At 42.9% G+C, this 15157-nt stretch carries 9 protein-coding genes and 1 pseudogene; 6 read left to right on the top strand and 4 right to left on the bottom strand.

Going from position 1 to position 15157, the window contains the following annotated elements:
• Positions 1-14 precede the first annotated feature (14 nt).
• A complete protein-coding gene (locus tag FHW89_RS07000) occupies positions 15-2657 on the top strand; it encodes a zinc-dependent metalloprotease (protein WP_172334298.1) in 2643 nt (880 codons plus the stop codon).
• A gap of 123 nt (positions 2658-2780) precedes the next feature.
• Here the strand turns inward: FHW89_RS07000 and FHW89_RS06995 are convergent, their stop codons facing one another.
• Complete coding sequence (locus FHW89_RS06995) at positions 2781-3053, bottom strand: hypothetical protein (protein WP_172334297.1); 273 nt, start codon at positions 3051-3053, stop codon at positions 2781-2783.
• Positions 3054-3242: 189 nt separating this feature from the next.
• Here FHW89_RS06995 and FHW89_RS06990 point away from each other — a divergent pair, with 189 nt between their 5' ends.
• Both FHW89_RS06990 and FHW89_RS06985 read left to right on the top strand, forming a co-directional pair.
• Positions 3243-3848: a collagen-like protein gene (locus FHW89_RS06990; protein WP_172334296.1), complete on the top strand. Its 606-nt coding sequence runs from the start codon at positions 3243-3245 to the stop codon at positions 3846-3848.
• A 213-nt stretch (positions 3849-4061) separates the two neighbouring features.
• Positions 4062-7010, top strand: coding sequence for an outer membrane beta-barrel protein (locus tag FHW89_RS06985; protein WP_172334295.1), 2949 nt, complete (start codon positions 4062-4064; stop codon positions 7008-7010).
• Positions 7011-7084: 74 nt separating this feature from the next.
• On the opposite strand, the gene FHW89_RS06980 is transcribed toward FHW89_RS06985, so the two are convergent.
• Positions 7085-7459, bottom strand: coding sequence for a response regulator (locus FHW89_RS06980; RefSeq protein ID WP_172334294.1), 375 nt, complete (start codon positions 7457-7459; stop codon positions 7085-7087).
• 303 nt (positions 7460-7762) lie between these two features.
• Between FHW89_RS06980 and FHW89_RS06975 the strand changes: the two genes are divergently transcribed.
• From FHW89_RS06975 to FHW89_RS06965, 3 genes are all read left to right on the top strand, one after another.
• The gene (locus FHW89_RS06975; protein ID WP_172334293.1) at positions 7763-9172 is read left to right on the top strand and encodes a glycoside hydrolase family 30 beta sandwich domain-containing protein; all 1410 of its coding nucleotides are present in this window, start codon (positions 7763-7765) and stop codon (positions 9170-9172) included.
• Positions 9173-9214: 42 nt separating this feature from the next.
• Positions 9215-10990 carry a cellulase family glycosylhydrolase gene (locus FHW89_RS06970; RefSeq protein ID WP_253952184.1) on the top strand — a complete coding sequence of 592 codons (1776 nt, stop codon included), beginning with the start codon at positions 9215-9217 and terminating at the stop codon, positions 10988-10990.
• A 349-nt stretch (positions 10991-11339) separates the two neighbouring features.
• Entirely contained in the window at positions 11340-12029 is a 690-nt protein-coding gene (locus tag FHW89_RS06965; RefSeq protein WP_172334292.1) for a hypothetical protein, read from the top strand.
• A 57-nt stretch (positions 12030-12086) separates the two neighbouring features.
• Here the strand turns inward: FHW89_RS06965 and FHW89_RS06960 are convergent, their stop codons facing one another.
• Both FHW89_RS06960 and FHW89_RS06955 read right to left on the bottom strand, forming a co-directional pair.
• The gene (locus FHW89_RS06960; RefSeq protein WP_172334291.1) at positions 12087-13787 is read right to left on the bottom strand and encodes a hypothetical protein; all 1701 of its coding nucleotides are present in this window, start codon (positions 13785-13787) and stop codon (positions 12087-12089) included.
• Between the two features lie 476 nt (positions 13788-14263).
• Positions 14264-14983, bottom strand: a pseudogene (locus FHW89_RS06955) (YifB family Mg chelatase-like AAA ATPase); the annotation flags it as partial.
• Positions 14984-15157: the final 174 nt, after the last annotated feature.

Here is a 15157-nt window from a genome sequence, read left to right as displayed (position 1 = left end):
AAGTATTGACATAAATGAAAAAACATCTTATCGCAGGCCGTTATATACGGGGCTCTGCTTTTATTTTTGCTGTTTTAGCCAGCTCATGCGCTACCAAAAAACATACGGCAAATCAAACCTTAACGCTTAAAACAACAGGCCCGGGCGGAACAACTACAGCTACCGCAACGGCAGGTGCACCCAAAAAAGAGGGCATTAAAAAATTCAGCGAAATAATCACCGGCAAAACCAAAGCCGATAGCGGTCTTTTTAATACCTACAAGGTTGAGGGCAAGTATTATTATGAAATTCCAGACTCTTTGATCAACCGTGAAATGCTGGTAGTTACCCGGTATGTTAAAACTCCCGGCGGACTAAAAACATTTGGCCAGCAATATGGCGGCGAAGAGTTGAACGACCAGGTTTGGAAATGGGAGCGCCATGACAAGCAGATATTTATACGCGTGCCCAGCTACTCTATACGGGCTGATAGTACTACCGATATGTACCAATCGGTAAAAAACTCCAATCTCGATGCCGTATTAGCCGCTTTTGATATTAAGGCATTCAATAAAGACAGCACAGGCGTACTCATTGATGTTACCGATTTTTACAATGGCGATATAAGCGCTATTGGTTTAACAGATAATGTTAAAAAAGCCTATAAAGTTTCGGGCGTTGATAATACCCGTTCTTATATTGATACCATTAAAAGTTTCCCTATAAACTTGGAAGCGCATACCTTAAAAACATACCGCTCGGCAGAATCGCCTACAGATAACTCTACAGGAGCTATCACTTTTGAGTTTAACACCTCTATGCTATTATTGCCAAAAACACCAATGAAAGCCCGTATCAGCGATGAAAGGGTTGGTTTTTTTGGTCAGCGCCAAACCGATTATGGAACTGATGCTCAAAAAGCCAAGGTAACAGCCTATATACACCGCTGGAAACTGGAGCCTAAAGACCCCGCTGCTTATTCACGCGGCGAACTGGTTGAGCCTAAAAAACAAATAGTTTATTATATTGATCCGGCAACACCTAAAAAATGGGTACCATACCTTATAGCTGGCGTAAACGATTGGAACAAGGCTTTTGAAGCTGCGGGTTTTAAAAATGCTATTGTTGGTAAAGAAGCCCCAACGCATAAACAAGACCCGGAGTTTAGCACCGAAGATGCGCGCTACAGCGTGATCCGCTATTTTGCATCGGATGTGGAGAACGCTTATGGCCCACACGTTTCTGATCCCCGTACCGGCGAGATTCTGGAAAGCCACGTGGGCTGGTATCATAACGTAATGAGCTTGTTGCGCGATTGGTACCTGATACAAACTGCCGCCGTAAATCCGGCCGCACGCAAAGCACAATTTTCTGATGAGCAAATGGGCGAACTTATCCGTTTTGTATCATCACATGAAATTGGACACACACTTGGCTTACCACATAACTTCGGTTCGAGCTACGCGTACCCGGTTGATTCACTCCGCTCCAAAACATTTACCGATAAACATGGCACCGCGCCATCTATTATGGACTATGCCCGCTTTAACTATATAGCTCAACCAGGCGATGGCGTCACTCATCTTTATCCTCAAATAGGCGAGTATGACCTGTGGTCTATCAAATGGGGTTACAGTTGGTTCCCGGGCAATAAGACGGCCGTACAGGAGAAAGAAATACTGGCCGACTGGACCGATAAAAAAGCAGGCAATCCGCTTTACTATTTCGGACGCCAGGGCACATCGATTGACCCACGCCTGCAAAATGAAGACCTGGGCGACAATGCTATGAAAGCCAGCACCTATGGTATAGCCAACCTGAAACGCATTTTACCAAACCTCGAAAAATGGACCTATCAAAAAAATGAGAATTTTAGCGATGTGGCCGAATTATACAACGAGGTGATAGGTCAGTTTAACCGCTATATGGGTCACGTTACTACCAATATTGGCGGGATGAATGAAAACTTTAAAACTTATGATCAAAAAGGCGCTGTTTATGATTTTGTAAACAAAAACCGGCAACGCGATGCGATGCTGTTTTTAAACAAGCAATTGTTTGAAACCCCGCAATGGTTAATAAACAAGCCAGAGTTAAGCAAATTTGATAATGGCGTTGTACTTAACCGCATCAAAGCACTCCAGGTAGCTGTGCTGGGTAATGTGCTTAGCCCATCAAGACTGGCACGCATGTATGATAATGAAGCCAAAAATGGCAGCAATGCATACACCGTGGCAGAGCTATTTACAGATGTACATTCAGGAGTGTTTAATAGCAGTAAACCAGATGCGTTTAAACGCAATTTGCAACGCGGCTATATCGAAAACCTAAAAAGTTTACTCATCACCGACGCGAGCTTTTCATTTCCGGGTATAACAAGCGCGCAGTTGGCTTATTTTGGCCTAACGCCAATAAACATTGCTTTGTCTGATATCAGGCCGATGGTACGTGCAGAATTAAAGAAGATTGATGCCGGATTACCAAAGGGCGGAGATGCCTTAACCGCGGCACACTTTGCCGATCTTCACCTGCGTATTAAAGACGCGCTGAATCCGGATAAAGCCATTATCAATTTACAGGGCGCATTGATGCGCGGTATTAACAATAATGATGTAATAAAAGAAAATACAGAAGGCGGATATATGAACTGCTGGCCAAAAACACCAACAGAAAATTAATCCGTTTATCAATTAAATAAAAAGCCTGCTTGGTAAACCAAGCAGGCTTTTTTATGAATACGCCTGATGCGCAGCATTGATCAGGCAAAAATGAGCAAAATTTAATATCCAACTATAACAGTGCTATTTAAGCTGGCTGATGTTTTCGAAAAAGGCTACCTGAAGATCGAGTAATGATCTTACATTAATTTTTTCGCCGTAGGCATCAAAGCACAAAAACTTGGTGCTTTCCGGATGGTTCCTACGCTTCTTCTCAAAAAAATTAAACGTTTCAAAGAAATAATGATTAGTGGTGACATGGCTTTTGTTATTCGTTTGCGAAGTATTTAGCCGAAACCCGATCGCATCGATCCAATTGTGCACTTTTGAGTGCAATGTGCTGCTAATATTATTCATAGGTTAATTTTATTTTAAACATAACGAAACATTCGCCGGTTTTGTTGTTCACTTTTTGTATTATTTAAACAATACATTACTTTTCTTTTCTTAGTAGCAACAATAATTGTTCCGCTATCCCCATCGCCTGCAACTAATTATTCATACATCCGTAATAAGTTCACAACTCCATCAAAAAATTTAAAATTCATGAGAAAACTACGACTAATTTTTCCTGTTTTATTGATCTGCTTATTTAGCATAAACGCCTGTAAAAAAGGAGATCCAGGACCGGCCGGGACCAATGGCACCAATGGCGCACAAGGACCAAAAGGAGATACCGGTTCGCCAGGTCCGGGTGGCCCGCAAGGTGCAACTGGCAATACTGGCGCAACAGGCCCTCAAGGACCAGCAGGATCTAACGGAACCGATGGTGCCAACGGAGCTGATGGCACCATGAGTGTTAAAAGCTATTTGTTAATTAACAGAAGCGTAACCTTAACCGGATTTACCAATTTCAATATACCGGCCATAACACAGGATATAGTTGATAGCGGCGTTGTTTTAGCCTACTTCAGAACCACTGGAAGCACCGGAGCTTATTATGCATTGCCATACAGCGAAGCTGGCAGGACCATTACACTATCAGATTTTGGCGTTGGCTATGTTAATATTAAGGCCAACTTTTCACAAACCGGGCTCGATTTTAAGATTGTAGTTATTCCCGGAGGCAGCGTTACCACTCTGCAAATTGCGCATCCAAACATCAACTTTAAAAATTATAGTGAAGTAGCAACCGTTTTGCACATCAACTAATTTTATAAAAGGTTATATTAAGGGTGAAAGGGCTGATATTGAAGGTTCTTTTACCCTTAAGATTTGTAACAATGATATGATTAATAAGCGTTTAGGGCCGTTTTTGTAACAATCATATGCGTTTTTAACATTTAATACTTTATAAGTTGAACATTTGCAATTGGATTGTGTCCAATGTATAATTAATAATTTTTCAAGTAGAACAAATACTCTATGAAACCCCTGTTCCTTATTTTAAGCCTAACCATTTTAACTGCATTCAAAACGCTGGCACAAACCACGCATGATATTAGCGGCACCGTTGTTGATACCACAAAACTTTCGCTACCCGGCAGCAGTATTAAGCTCGTATCAAATGGGGGAGATAGTACCATATCTATAGCTGATGCTAATGGAAAATTTGCGTTCTCGGGCATTAAAGGCAGCAAAATAACACTTACATTATCATCCATCGGGTTTACATCCATCAAAAAACACTTCGCTCTTGATGCTGATGGAAAACCTGTTGATCTGGGTAATATCATCATGAAGGCTTCAACCAATATGCTTAACGTGGTAACCATTGTGGGCGTAAATCCGGTAACGCTGAAAGAGGATACGGTAGAATACAATGCCAGCGCTTATAAAGTACGGGAGAATGCCCCGGCAGAGGACCTGATCAAAAAACTACCGGGTGTTGATGTGGATGTAAACGGAAACATTACCACGCAGGGTAAACAAGTTACCAAGGTGCGGATAAATGGTAAGGACTTTATGGGAGGCGATGTTCAAAGCGCCACCAAAAACCTTCCCGCCGATGTGATCGAGAACATCCAGATGATTGATGACTATGGCGACCAGGCCAACCTTACCGGCGTTAAAACCGGTGAGCCGGATAAAATCATGAACATCACTATCCGCAAGGATAAAAACTACGGTTATTTTGGGCAGGCCACTGCAGGAGGCGGTAGAGATGCCTTACCTCAAAGCCAGGATATCCCTGATAAAAACCGTTATATAGGCTCTGTTAATGCGTTTGATTTTAATGGCGATCGCCAAATCGCTGTTTTAGGGAGCATTAATAATACCAACGTTAATACCTTTTCATTCGGCAGTCCAAGTGGCGGCGGTGGCGGCGGCTTTGGCGGTGGGGGTTTTGGCGGTGGCGGCCGGGGTAATGCAGGCCGTGGCGGCGGCAACTCGGGCAGCTTGATAACCACGCAAAATGGTGAAACCAACGCGCACTCTATCGGTACAAACTTCCGTGACCAATGGGGTAAAAAGCTTTCGGTATATGGAAGTTACAGTTTTGCCGATAATACGGTTACAACAACAACCAACACCTTACAGGAAAACAGGTCGGCCTCAAACCCTACAACACAAAATCAAAACAGCGTTGAAAAAGATCAAAATATAAATCACCGCTTTACCTGGAATATGGAGTATAAACCTGATACTATTAACTACTTAAAAGTTACTCCTACATTTTCATACTCGGGCACCAATACTAATGAAAATGAGGCTGTAAATTTCAGCAGAAACGGGAATATATCATCGGCTTACACTGCTATTACCAACGGCGATTCGCAAGCACCTAATTATGGTTTTACAGCCTTATTTAACCATCGCTTTAAAAATCGCCATAACCTGAGCATCAATGCTACCGTAAGTTCGGCGCCAAGTTGGTCATACCAAAACCCGGTTTATGATTATACAGCAGGTAATCCTACTGCTCCAATAAACCAAATGATCAATACTTATAGCCGCACAAACAGCTATGGAACTAACGTTTCGTATCTGAACCCAATAGGCAAACGTTCATACCTGGAGCTTAACTACGCGTTTAACCGTGCTATTACAACCAACAACAAAGAGACCGATACCCTTTTTAATGTAGCTGATTTTTCTTTTAGAAGCGACAGCGCGTTAAGTAATCGCTATAATTACACTTTTACAACTAACAGGGTTGGCTTAAACTACCGTTTTATCGAAAAGAAATATAACTATACATTAGGATTGGGGGTTCAACCATCCGTCTTAGATGGCAACTCACCGGTAACGGGCATTTCAACGCACATATCAAACTTTAATGTAATACCCACTGCCCGTTTCATTTATAATTTTTCGCGCAGCCAATCATTCAGTGTTAACTATAATGGATCAAGCAGCACGCCAAGCTTTTCACAATTACAACCCGTGATCGACTTTTCAAACGCGCTTTACCCGGTTGAAGGTAACCCCAATCTGAAACCACAGTTTACTAACAATTTTTCGATCAGGTATAATAAGTTCAGTTTCCAAACCGGTGATGTATTTTTTGCTAACTTATCGTTCCAGAGTGTGCAAAACCAGGTGGTAACCAACACCATTACCTATCCTCGTCTTTATTCGCCTAATCCGAGATTCCAAAACACTATTTTAACTCAGTATTTAAATGCTGATGGATATTACACAGGTTCTGGTCGTTTAACTTATTCCAAACCATGGGAAAACCGCAAATACACCCTTACCTTTAATGGTACAGCTACCTACACTAATAATATAGGCTACCTCACCAATATTGATTCTACTTCATTTGCGGCCACTACCGAGAAAAATATTGCCAAAAACCTGGTATTTACCCCGGAAGTTCGTTTCAGGGTTGATATCAATAACGTTGTTGACGCGCAAATCTTAACTAATTACGCTATCAACAGAACCAGTAATTCCGTACAAAATCCATTACTTAACGGAACGTCAAATATCCGGACCTGGAACATCGGCCTTACCGGTAAAAATTACTTTGGCGACTGGACATTTAGCTACGATTATTCTAAAGCCACCAACTACGGCTATAGCTCAGATATCAAAGTTACCAACCCCAACATTCTGAACTTATATGTAGAGCGCCGCTTTTTGAAAAATAAACAAGCTACTATCCGCCTGTCGGGTTTTGACTTATTTAACCAAAACACTGGCTTTTCATCAACATCAACAGCCAGTTCATTGACGCAATCACGGGTTAACCGTCTTTCAAGATATTATCTGTTAACTTTTACACTTAACCTGAAAAAGTTTGCAGGCAAAGCCCCTGTTCAGGATAATATGGGTCCTGGCGGCCGGTTCAGAGATGGTGGCGGACGTCGTGATGGCGCTGGGCCTGGTGGCGGTGGGCCTCCGGGAATTCCGGGCGGACCGCAATAACAGTATACAAAAAGGCCCCATCTATGTAGATGAGGCCTTTTATTTTATCTGTATAAAGCAGTATTATATTTAATTTACTCCCCTGTCAACACATTACTTATAACGCGTTCCAGATCTTCCAGATCAAAAGGTTTGGCCAGATATGTTTGGGCGCCGGCATGGCTTGCCAATAATTGAATATCGCTATTGGCCGAAAAGTAGATGACCGGAATATGCTTTAATTCTTCTGCTTTCTTAAGCGTTTGGGTAGCTACTATTCCCCCGGCATCGGGTATCCAGTTGTCCATCAATATAACATCCGGCAAAATCGGCAAAACTTTATCAACAATATTATTGCAATCGGTAAAAGTATGCACTTCCCATCCCTTCTCTTCTAAGATATAACTGCAAATAGAAAGTATATCTTCATCATCATCAAATATGATGATCTTTTTGTGCGGTTCTTCCATTCGTATACTTCCAGTGAAACTATAAATAAATTTTAATACTGGCAAATAATTTAAAGTCTTAATTAATATACCTGGTAATCCATTTAATGCCAGGGCTATATTCCGTTTGCTGTAGTGTTAAAATAGGGCAACAAAAATATCAGTTCCGATGTGCAATCTGGTGTGTTTTTTACACCTTCGTAATATGTTAGTTACTCAATAAATTATACATCATTATATTGAAAACAATAATAAATTTACCATCCAATTTAAGCCTTATTTAAACCAGTTTACAGCAGTAACTTCCCTGTTAAATTTTAATTTATGAATAAAAATATCCGATCACTTTTACTGTGGCCGCTGCTGTTTGGCGCTACAATTACCGCCAATGCTCAAAAAGCAGATCAGGCCAGTTTGTGGCTTACCAAAGCCGACAGATCTGTTTTGTTTGAAAAGCAAAAAGATGCTCTAACCTTTAAACCGGCTAACGATAACGGATTTACCATTACTATTGACGACAAAAAAACATATCAGCCAATTGATGGCTTTGGTTTTGCCTTAACGGGGGGTAGTGCCATGCACATCATTCGTATGAGCGCAGATAGCCGGGCCGCGTTACTGAAAGAATTGTTTGCCACCAATGGTAATAACATCGGGGTAAGTTATATCCGGTTGAGCATCGGCGCATCTGACCTGAACGAAAAAGTATTTTCCTACGATGATATGCCGGCCGGCCAAACCGACCCAGCCTTAAAACATTTTGACCTGGGGCCCGATAAGCAGGATGTGATCCCGGTGATGAAACAGATACTGGCTATCAACCCTGCCATCAAAATTCTGGGTTCGCCCTGGTCGCCGCCAGCATGGATGAAAACCAATGAAGATACCCGCGGCGGTCGTTTAAAACCCGAATATTATGGGGCCTATGCTAAATACCTGGTAAAATATATACAGGGCATGAAAGCTAACGGTATACCAATTGACGCCATAACCATTCAAAATGAGCCCTTGCATCCGGGCAATAACCCTAGCTTACTATTGGTAGCTCCTGATGAGGGAGTGTTTATCAAAAACCATCTTGGGCCAGCCTTTAAAGCTGCCGGTATTAAAACCAAGATCATTATTTATGATCATAATGCCGACAGGCCGGATTACCCCATCTCTATCCTGAACGATCCCGCGGCCCGTAAATATATCGACGGCTCAGGCTTCCATTTGTACGGAGGCAATATTGATGCCCTTACCGATGTGCACAACGCCCACCCTGATAAAAACCTCTATTTTACGGAGCAAATGGTGGTAGAAAAAGAAAACAGTTCTACCATCGATATTGCCTGGCCGGTTAAACGCCTGATCATTGGCGCAACCCGCAACTGGAGCCGCAACGTACTGGAATGGAACCTGGCGGCCGATCCGGATTATAAACCATACACCGACAGGGGTGGCTGTCCGATGTGCCAGGGCGCAGTAACTATTGATAAAAACTCCGTAAAACGTAATCTCGCTTACTACTCCATAGCCCATGCATCCAAATTTGTGCGCCCGGGTTCGGTTCGTATCTCTTCTAACAATTCAGATAAGCTGCCTAACGTGGCTTTCAAAACACCTGACGGTAAAAAGGTGCTCATCGTAGCCAATACCAGCGACTCGCCACAATCGTTCAATATTAAATACAATGGCAAAGCCATCGCCGCTACTTTAGAAAAAGGCTCGGTAGGCACTTATATCTGGTAAGCGTTCTTCATTCTTTGTTTATACCAATAACCTAAGTATATCATGTTATTACAAACTTTTAAAAATATATCGGTAAAGGTTTTGCTTATGGCCCTACCAGCTTCGTTTATTTCGTTACAGGGCAACGCGCAAAGCTTTTTAAAGGCCGACGGCAAAAAGATAGTTGACGAAAGCGGCAAAAACGTGCTGTTACGCGGTATGGGTCTGGGCGGCTGGATGCTGCAGGAAGGCTATATGCTGCATGTTAACAGGGATAGTCGCCAATACCGCATCCGCGAAAGATTGGAAGATTTGATGGGACCAGCAGAAACCAAGGAGTTTTACGATACCTGGCTGGCCAACAATACCCGCAAAATAGATATCGACTCGATGCGCCGCTGGGGCTTTAACTCTGTACGTTTGCCCATGCACTATAACCTTTATACCCTGCCAATTGAAAAAGAACCGGTTGCCGGGCAAAATACCTGGATAGACAAAGGCTTCAAAATGACCGACGATCTGCTGGCCTGGTGCAAAGCCAACCACATGTACCTCATCCTTGATCTGCATGCCACACCGGGCGGACAGGGTAACGACCTCAATATATCAGATCGTAATACCGATGTGCCATCATTGTGGGACAGCGAGGCCAACAAACAAAAAATGATAGCCCTTTGGCGCAAACTGGCCGATAGGTATAAAAACGAACCTAATATTGCCGGCTATGATATCATCAACGAACCCAACTGGGGCTTTGATGACCCAGCCAATGATAAGAATGGGCTAAAGGAAAAAACTAACGCCCCTTTACGCAAACTGATGGTTGATATTACGGCTGCTATTCGCGAGGTGGATAAAAAACACATCATCATTATTGAGGGCAACGGCTGGGGGAATAATTATAACGGTATACTGCCCACCTGGGATAAAAACATGGTGCTGAGCTTCCATAAATACTGGAACTTTAACGATCAAAAATCGGTAGAGCATATCATCAAAACCCGCGATCAGTACAATGTGCCTGCCTGGATAGGAGAGACCGGCGAAAACTCTAACGTATGGCTAACAGAGGAGATACACTTGCTGGAGAAAAATAATTTAGGCTGGGCACTTTGGCCACTGAAAAAAATGGGGAACAACAATCCGATCGAGATCCCATCAAACCTAAACTATGATGACGTGACCAATTACCTCAACACGGGAAAACATAAGCCTAAGGAAAGTAACGTATATAGTGGTACGCTCGAGATGGCTATACACGCCAAACTGGAAAACGCCATTATTCACCATGATGTGATCGATGCTATTTTCAGACAACCTTTTACAACCGCAACCAAACCATTTAAAGCCAATAAAGTTACCAACGGCACCATCATTAACGCGGTTGACTATGACCTCGGACGCAACGGCTTTGCTTACTTTGATACCGATACTGCCGATTATCGTACCTCCGGGAAACCGGGTATCGGGAACCATGGCCGCACTTACCGTAATGATGGTGTAGATATCAGCAAAGATTCTTCCGCCTATAACAGTTTTTATGTTGACCATATAGAAACTAGCGAATGGACCCAATACACTATTCAGGTAAAAACACCCGGCGTATACACAGTTAAGCTAAAAGTAGCTGCAGCAACCGACGATGCCAAATTAACGCTCAATATAAACGGTGCCGATCAAGCTAAAGAAGTGGCTATTCCCAACACCGCAGGACTAAAAACCTGGCAGGTGATCACCGTAAAAGATATCCGCCTAAAAGCCGGGGTTAATAAAGTAAGGGTGTACGCCAATAAGGGTGGGTATAACCTGCATTGGCTGCAGTTTTGGAAGGATAAGTAAAATAAATCATTGAATAGCCCGACCATTTTTTAAAAAAGTGGGTTTACATGGGTTTACACTTTTTATGGTTAACATTGACTTATTTATCTTATAATCAATAAATTATAAAAAATAACACTCAAAAAGTGTAAACCCAGAATTTGCCATTTAAGCACGGCGAAGAGTTTTGATTAATGATCATAGTCTTCGCCGTACTACTTATTGGCCCAACTATCCAAAAGCACAATCATCTCCGCTACTTTAGTAAGATCGTCTTTCATCACGTCTAAAAATAACGACTCCGGAAACATTGTCCCGAAGTCGTTATTCTTAGGTTATTGCTATTTTTGTTAAACATTGTTGCCTCCCGATGATGACAGATCATAAAACAATACTTAGAGATTTTGTACGCGCATTCAAAAAGTGGTTGTCTGCGCATCATACCCCACAAGAGATCCAGGATCTGCACTTTGATGATACCAGCTATCCCGACTGGAAATCTATAGAAAATTATTTTTCGGGTCTGCTTGCTGCCCAACAGATCAATCAGCTGGATGATGAAGATCTGGCCAATTTGCTTTACCTTATTGCCGGGCATTGGGATGTGGGCAGGATGATTGCCTGGTTATCCGCAGCGCCCGAATTGTCAAATATTGGCCACTTATCAATTGATGATTTTCTTATTCTTGCCCGGGCGGTCTCCAAATTACATGGGGCCGAGTATAACGATGCCAAATCGCAATTCGCGTCATCTTTTAAAAAACAGGATAAGCTTACCCCGGAAACAGAGGACACCCTTTTAGAACTCTACTTTTGCAGCGACGAATATACCAAACGCTTGTCCCTGCTGTCATTGGCCAAACTCGGCTATCCGGATATCAGAGAGCTCCTGAAACAATCATGGGAAATGGTTGACGAGGAATACCATAAAATTGGCTGCCTCCAGGCCATTGATGAGTACATAAAAGACCCGGTGCTGCTTAACGAATACCTTGCATTAACCGCAACAGAAACAGGCGATGAACTGCAAAAATATGTGGCCTATCTCAAAAACAGGTAGGCTATCCGGCCTGGCGAATACTTTAGCATTGTGTTAAATTCAATGTGCCTGATCCTTTTAGTGCCTGCGTAAATGTTTGGCAGATACAGCGGTAATAGAAAACCATTTGTAACCCGTGGTGCGGCCTGTACGCGGCTTAAATGTGATCGGCAAATCAATGCCGCTACGCTTTACGGTAATAGTTACAGCATTAGTATAGCTTTCATAAGCCGGTATCAAATTGGTAGCAGATGCAATGGTATCTCCATTTTTTAAACCAGCCAGAGCCGCCGGCGATTTTGGATTTAGTCTGGCAATACCTTCTCCGGCTTTTATCGCTTGGGGTTTATCAAAACCTAAATCAAAGAATTGCGTAGTGACTGATTTCCGCTTGAAATTTTCACCATACGCGTTATTAACCGGGATGAGCAATCGTCCCGCCATCATCAATTTAAAATCGTTTACAGCCCAGTCGCCTGCTCTTTTTTTGATCAGCTCTATCCACGTTTGCTCGGTAGTTTGCAGGCCGCTTGCTTTCAGGCGGTTCATTTCCCTGATGAGGGATAGCACAGAAACGTTTTTTATCCGGTGCTGTCGAAGTTTTCCTTCCAGATCGGCAAAATACAGCGCGCCTCGGGTATAAGGCGTTGTCCAGGCATTACGGCCAGACCACATAATTTGTGGGATTTTTTGATTGGGGACATTTCTAAGCCGATTGGTATAATATTCTGCGAGCTCGCCGTTCCTAAGTTCTAAATACCGTTTCTCGCTAATCAATCCTGCATCATACAAAAGTTTAACAGATAAATAATCTGCGATACCTTCTACATACCAATCAGCAAGTCCGTCCGGATCGTACAGATCAGCAACAAAAACATGTATCATCTCATGAGCAGATAGCGATTTAATATCCTCATCATTCAGCGAAATACCCGTAGGCACATACAAAACAAACGAACCACTGGTTGCCCTTCCGCTTGATAAAGGAGGACCATTGTAAGAACGAAAAAAGTAATAAAAAGGCTTTTCGGACGACCCTTCCAGGCTATCCCTGATTACCTGGTGGGCTTTTGCAGCCCAATTAGCAGCAGCCTTAAATTCACTATCCGATCCCTTACCGAGCCCATACATGCTGAAGCCACGAGGATGATCTGTTGAGGTGAACGAACTAAGCGTCCCCGCTAAAAACTGTGCTTCTAAGAGATCACCGAAAGTTGTTTGAAATTTTATTGACTTTCCGGGGCCATAACTACATACAGCATCGGCCGTACCCGGCGATTCCCAATCGAGCTGAATCTCCATAGCTTTGTCTGTATAGGGCAGCAGCAAAAAACCACCAAATGATCCGGATATGCCGTCGCCTGCGGCCTGCAAATCTCTGACGGGGCCGCTTTGGGCGGGAATGGGATTTGCGAGAGGTACACGATAGGAAATTTGCAAAGGCCCTGTTATACTACGATCTGCTTGTATACAGTCGTAATCATTGCCATTTATCGTTTTACTTTTTACCTGATGAAATTTAACCGGACCCGAATTGTCCTTCGCATTTAAGTCGCATACGGTATCTCGTGTCCGCTGTAATGGCGTGAGTTTGTCAAACAGAAGAATGATCTTGTCTTTGGAATCACCGTAACCTTCGGGCAGTACATAAGTCACACCTATACCGTTGATCACATTATTATCGGCATACGATATTTTTAATTGCAATTTAACCTGGCTATGTGCTTTGGAGTAGAGAGCCAATAAGATAATGGCAACAAATAGTTTTTTCAGCAACATAGCTTAAATATCATGTATAATCAATTGCAAATGTCGGATGAATTCGCGGCTACCGCAAGCGGGTCCTTTGTGGTAAAGATAATGGGTTACAAGGTTTCTTGGTATGATGCCACAAGCGGGACGCTTGCGATAGCAGGAAATAGCTTGATCTTTACAAATAGATATATCTTAAAACAAGGATTAGTATTATCAAAAATACCCCGTAAAGGTAATTCAGCAAATCTCTATATCTAGAATTGATCAACCCACGCAACAGTATAAATACAGGGAAATATGCCAATAGTATATACCTTACCAAGGGCCTTGAAACGTAATTAATTAAGGATTTAGCTAATAGCCACACACAAATTGCAACCAAACAGGTATATGTGTAAAATATGACGTTTCTCATAGATTAGTATCCCGAATAATTGTTTTGCTCCGCTGTCCGTAGTTTCCAAAACTGAACCACCATGCCCAGAGGCTCCGTCTCCAGACTACCCGGCCCAGCCTTCCCGATCCAAACTTCGGAAATGTATAGCCTCGGCCAGGTGTTCCAATTTGATGTCTTCGCTACCGGCCAGGTCGGCGATGGTGCGGGATACTTTCAGGATACGGTCATATGCCCGGGCAGATAGACCCAGCTTTTCCATAGCTCTTTTGAGCAGGGTTTGGCCGGCTACGTCTATCTTACACAAGTCACGCACCATCTGGGGGCTCATCTGGGCATTGGCATGCAGATCGGGGCGGTTACCGAAACGCTCTACCTGTACTTCCCGGGCTTTTATCACACGTTCACGGATCAGTTCGCTTTTTTCGGCGGCACGGTCTGAGGATAATTCGCTGAAATTTACGGGCGTTACTTCTACATGCAGATCGATCCTGTCTAACAGCGGACCAGAGATCTTGCTCAAATATTTTTGCACCATTCCCGGCGGACAAATGCATTCTTTTTCGGGGTGATTATAATAACCGCAAGGGCAGGGGTTCATACTGGCTACCAGCATAAAGCTTGATGGATAATCGACGGTGAATTTGGCCCTTGAAATAGTTACCCGTCGTTCTTCCAGCGGCTGGCGCATTACTTCGAGGGCGCTGCGCTTAAACTCAGGCAGTTCATCCAAAAATAAAACCCCATTGTGCGCCAATGAAATTTCGCCGGGCTGCGGATTACCGCCACCACCTGTCAAATACAAAAGAACATGCGATATAGTATTCAAGGCAATTAAACAAATATACAAAAGGGGTTGCGAAAATTTACATATGAAGCTGCGAGAAGTTTTAAAATTAACACAACCAAATGCGACAAAATAATTAATCAATAGTTTAATAGTTTCATAGTATCTTTAAAAGAGGAGAGTTGCTTTAACTGGACGATGAGATTAAATTGA

It is taken from the genome of Mucilaginibacter sp. SG564 (assembly GCF_013149275.1).
Classification (GTDB): domain Bacteria; phylum Bacteroidota; class Bacteroidia; order Sphingobacteriales; family Sphingobacteriaceae; genus Mucilaginibacter.
Note: the sequence above shows the minus strand (reverse complement) of the source record. Positions and strands in the feature narration are given on the sequence as shown.